This window comes from Mesorhizobium sp. M7A.F.Ca.CA.002.09.1.1 (genome assembly GCF_003998555.1).
Lineage (GTDB): Bacteria > Pseudomonadota > Alphaproteobacteria > Rhizobiales > Rhizobiaceae > Mesorhizobium > Mesorhizobium ciceri.
The window spans coordinates 1-4,227 of the sequence record NZ_RZRR01000483.1 but is presented as its reverse complement, the minus strand read 5'-3'; the positions used below and the strand labels follow the sequence as shown (position 1 = coordinate 4,227).

Annotated in this window: 3 protein-coding genes and 1 pseudogene; all 4 read left to right on the top strand. The window is 64.1% G+C overall.

What is annotated here, in order from left to right; all coding sequences use genetic code 11:
* Window positions 1–528 (top strand): PDZ domain-containing protein (locus EN994_RS20230; protein WP_127307753.1); only part of this gene is annotated, 528 nt, incomplete at its 5' end.
* Window positions 529–878: 350 nt separating this feature from the next.
* On the top strand, window positions 879–1,553 hold the full coding sequence (locus EN994_RS20225; RefSeq protein WP_023812818.1) for a response regulator transcription factor: 675 nt from the start codon (window positions 879–881) through the stop codon (window positions 1,551–1,553).
* 7 nt (window positions 1,554–1,560) lie between these two features.
* Complete coding sequence (locus tag EN994_RS20220) at window positions 1,561–3,039, top strand: HAMP domain-containing sensor histidine kinase (protein ID WP_013532630.1); 1,479 nt, start codon at window positions 1,561–1,563, stop codon at window positions 3,037–3,039.
* A pseudogene (locus EN994_RS20215) lies at window positions 3,039–4,227 on the top strand (bifunctional [glutamine synthetase] adenylyltransferase/[glutamine synthetase]-adenylyl-L-tyrosine phosphorylase); the annotation flags it as partial. The gene EN994_RS20220 and the pseudogene EN994_RS20215, both read left to right, overlap by 1 nt.

Here is a 4,227-nt window from a genome sequence, read left to right as displayed (position 1 = left end):
GCCCAGGACGATGGTCCCGGCAAGAAGGCGGGCATCACGGCCGGTGACGTGATCACCCAGGTCAACGGCAAGGACGTCGCTTCGCCGAAGGAACTGGCACGGCTGATCGGCGCCTACTCGCCTGGCAAATCGGTTGACGTCACCGTGTGGCGCGACGGCAAGAGCCAGACGGTCAAGGTCGATCTCGGCAAACTGCCCTCGAGCGACAAGCAGGCCTCTGTCGACCAGTCGCAGCCTGCCGCTCCGGCAAAGCCCGACACGCTGGCCGATCTCGGCCTGACCGTCACCAAGTCCGAAAACGGCAAGGGGCTGGTGGTGACCGACGTCGATCCCGACAGCGATGCTGCCGATCGCGGCATCCAGCCGGGCGACGTCATCACATCGGTCAATTCGACCGAAGTGAACGGCACCGACGACGTCACCAAGGCGATGACCGAAGCGGTCAAATCCGGCCGCAAGGCAGTGCTGATGCAGATCACCCGCGACGACACCAATCGTTTCGTCGCGCTGCCCGTCGCCAAGGGCTGAGGTCGGCTCCGGAGCGTTCTCTCGGCCTTCCGAGACGGGTGAGGGCGTTCCGGCGGCAAGTTGGACTTTTCCAGTGCGCCGGTTCAACACCCCCGAGCCGCCGTACGGGAAAGCATGGAGGAGCGCGCGTTAGTCAGTCATCGCGCCTTCCCCCGGCGGCAGCGGGCTTCCCATCGCCCGCTGCCGCACAATTTCAAAAGCGCTTCAACGATCCGATGCCAACGACATCGGCAGCGAGCAGCTTTATCGCGCACTGCTTCGAGCGATCTCGGTCGCGATGCGCTTTGGCAAAGGCCACAATGCAGATGTCTGCCACTCAACCTTCCGGCGAAATCGCGTATAACAGCCCTATGAAGATTCTCGTCATAGAAGACGATCGCGAGGCTGCGGATTACTTGCAGAAAGCCTTTGCCGAGGCCGGTCACACCGCGCATGTCGCCGGTGACGGCGAAACCGGCTTTGCGCTCGCCGACGCCGGCGACTACGACGTGATGGTGATCGACCGGATGATGCCGCGTCGCGACGGCCTGTCGGTCATTGCCGGTCTCAGGTCCAGGGGCAACACGACGCCGGTGCTGATCCTGTCGGCGCTCGGCGAGGTCGATGACCGGGTCACGGGTTTGCGCGCCGGCGGCGACGATTACCTGACAAAGCCCTATGCCTTCTCCGAGCTTCTCGCCCGCGTCGAGGTGCTGAACCGGCGCGCCAGTGCCAAGGAAGCGGAAACCGTCTACCGCGTCGGCGATCTCGAACTCGACAGGCTGTCGCATTCGGTCCGCCGTGCGTCACGCGAGATAACGCTGCAGCCGCGTGAGTTCCGCTTGCTCGAATATCTGATGCGGCATGCCGGCCAGGTGGTGACGCGCACCATGCTGCTGGAAAATGTCTGGGACTACCATTTCGATCCGCAGACCAATGTCATCGACGTCCATGTCTCCCGGCTGCGCGGCAAGATAGAGAAGGGCTTCGACAAGCCCATCCTGCATACGGTTCGCGGCGCCGGCTATATGCTGAAGAGTGGTTAGCTGCGGCATGGCTCTTTCCGTGCCCGCCATCATGAAGACGACGGCAGCGCGGCTTTCGGCGCTCTACTTCCTGCTCTTCGCGCTCTGCGCGGTGGCGCTCGTCTTCTACATGACCTCGCTGTCGGCGCGAATGCTGACCGCGCAGACGCAGGAGACCATCAATGACGAAGTGCTCGGCCTTGCCCGCGCCTATCAGCGCGGTGGCCTGCCGGTACTGGTCCGCGTGGTCGAAGCGCGCTCGCGCCAGCCCGGCGCAAACCTTTACCTGATCGCCGACGCCAACGGCCAGATCCTGACCGGCAACGTGCAGAGCCTCGAACCTGGCGTTCTCGAAACCGAAGGCTGGACCAGCAGTCCGTTCTCTTATCAGCGCTTTGGCGAGGGAGAGCTCGAGCGCCTGCGCAACCTTCCCGCCGAGCAGGGTACCACCACCCAATCCGAGCAGAACGATGCGCAGGCGCAGGGCGAAAAAGGCCACAACGCCATTGCGCTGGTGCTGCGGCTGCCGAACCAGATGATCATGCTGGTCGGCCGCGACCTTGGCGAGCCGGAACGGTTTCGTGCCGTCATCCGCCGTGCGCTGATGCTGGCGCTCGGCATGATGGGGCTGGGCGGATTGCTGATCTGGTTTTTTGTCGGCCGCGCTGCGCTGAAGCGCATCGACAGCGTGTCGGAAGCCAGCCGTCGCATCATGGGCGGCGATCTGTCGGGCAGGCTGCCGGTGACGGGGGTTGGCGACGAGTTCGACCGGCTCTCCGAAAATCTCAATGCCATGCTGGCCAGGATCGCCACGCTGAACGAAGGCTTGAAGCAGGTTTCCGACAACATCGCGCATGATCTGAAGACGCCGCTGACCCGGCTGCGCAACCGGGCCGAAGCGACGCTTTCGGGCAAGCAAAAGCCCACCGACTACCGGCAGGCGCTGGAAGGCACCATCGCCGAGTCGGACCAGTTGATAAAAACCTTCAACGCCATCCTGATGATCTCCCGGCTGGAGGCTGGCTACTCGTCTGAAAATACGAACCGCGTCGATCTTGCGGAAGCCGTACGCGATGTCGTCGAGCTCTATGAGCCGGTGGCGGAAGAGGCGGGCGTGTCGCTGGAAGCAGACGCGCACGAGGCGGTGTCCGTCAACGGCAACCGCGAACTGATCGGTCAGGCGCTGTCGAACATCGTCGACAACGCCATCAAATATTCCACCGGCGCCAATGCCCAGCCGGCGGTGCGCGTCACGCTCGAGCGAACCGGTGCGGACGTTCGCCTGTCGGTTGCCGACAATGGCCACGGCATTCCCGACGATGGCGACCGCGCGCGTGCCACGGAACGTTTCGTGCGGCTGGAGAAGAGCCGTTCGCAACCGGGTTCCGGTCTTGGCCTCAGCCTCGCCAAGGCGGTCATGACATTCCACAATGGCCGGCTTGAACTCTTGCCTGGCAATCCTGGACTATCCGTGGTCATGAGTTTCCCGGTTCGGGAGGATCACTGATGAGCACGACTGCGAGAGCGAAAGATTGGCTGCTGAAGCCGGCGGCCAGGCTTGTTCCGCTGGACGAGGACCGTGCGCGGCTGGAACTGGCCGAGATCGCGTCCGCCGCACGCGAAGAAGGGCTGACGCGGCTGGCCAAGTTTCTGGCCGGCAAAGGGGAGGGCCAGGATTTCCTCGCCGCCGTCTTCGATCTGTCGCCGTTCCTGCGCGATACGGCACGTCGCCGGCCGCAAATCCTGGACGGGCTGTTCGAGCAGACAATCGAGGCTCGGCTGAAAGCGATCGGCGCCGCCATAGACCTGGCGCATTTGGCGGAGACCCTTTCGGAATCCGGCCTGATGATGGAGCTGCGCCAGTGGAAGGCGGAGGCGCATTTCCTCATCGCGCTGGCCGATCTTGCCGGCGAGGCCGAAACGGCGCTGACGGTCCGGCGGTTGAGCGACCTCGCTGACGCCTGTACCCGTGCCGCCGTCGACTTCCTGCTGCGCGACGCGCACGGCCAGGGCAAACTCAAACTGCCGGATGTCGACAACCCGTCGAAACAGTCGGGTTGGATCCTGCTCGGCATGGGCAAGCTCGGGGCACATGAGCTGAATTTTTCCTCGGACATCGATCTGGTGGTTTTCTTCGATCCGGAAGCACCGGCGGTCGTCGACCCGCTCGACGCCACCGAATTGTTTTCGCGGCTGACGCGCCGCCTGGTTCGCATCCTGCAGGACCGCACCGAGCACGGATATGTCTTCCGCACCGATCTGAGGCTGCGCCCCGACCCCGGTTCGACACCGCTGGCGATCCCGGTTGAGGCGGCACTGCGCTACTATGAGGCGCGCGGCCAGAACTGGGAGCGCGCCGCCATGATCAAGGCACGTCCGGTGGCTGGCGATCTGGCCGCGGGCGCTACCTTCCTCAAGGAGCTTCAGCCCTATATCTGGCGCAAATACATGGATTACGCGGCGATTGCCGACGTCCATTCGATCAAGCGTCAGATCCACGCCCACAAGGGCCATGGTGAGATCGCGGTCAAGGGCCACAACGTCAAGCTCGGCCGCGGCGGCATTCGCGAGATCGAGTTCTTCGTCCAGACCCAGCAGCTTATCGCCGGCGGACGCTTCCCTGAACTGCGTGGCCGCGAGACCGTGCCGATGCTCGGCGAGCTTGCGACACGCGGCTGGATCACCACCGAGGCGC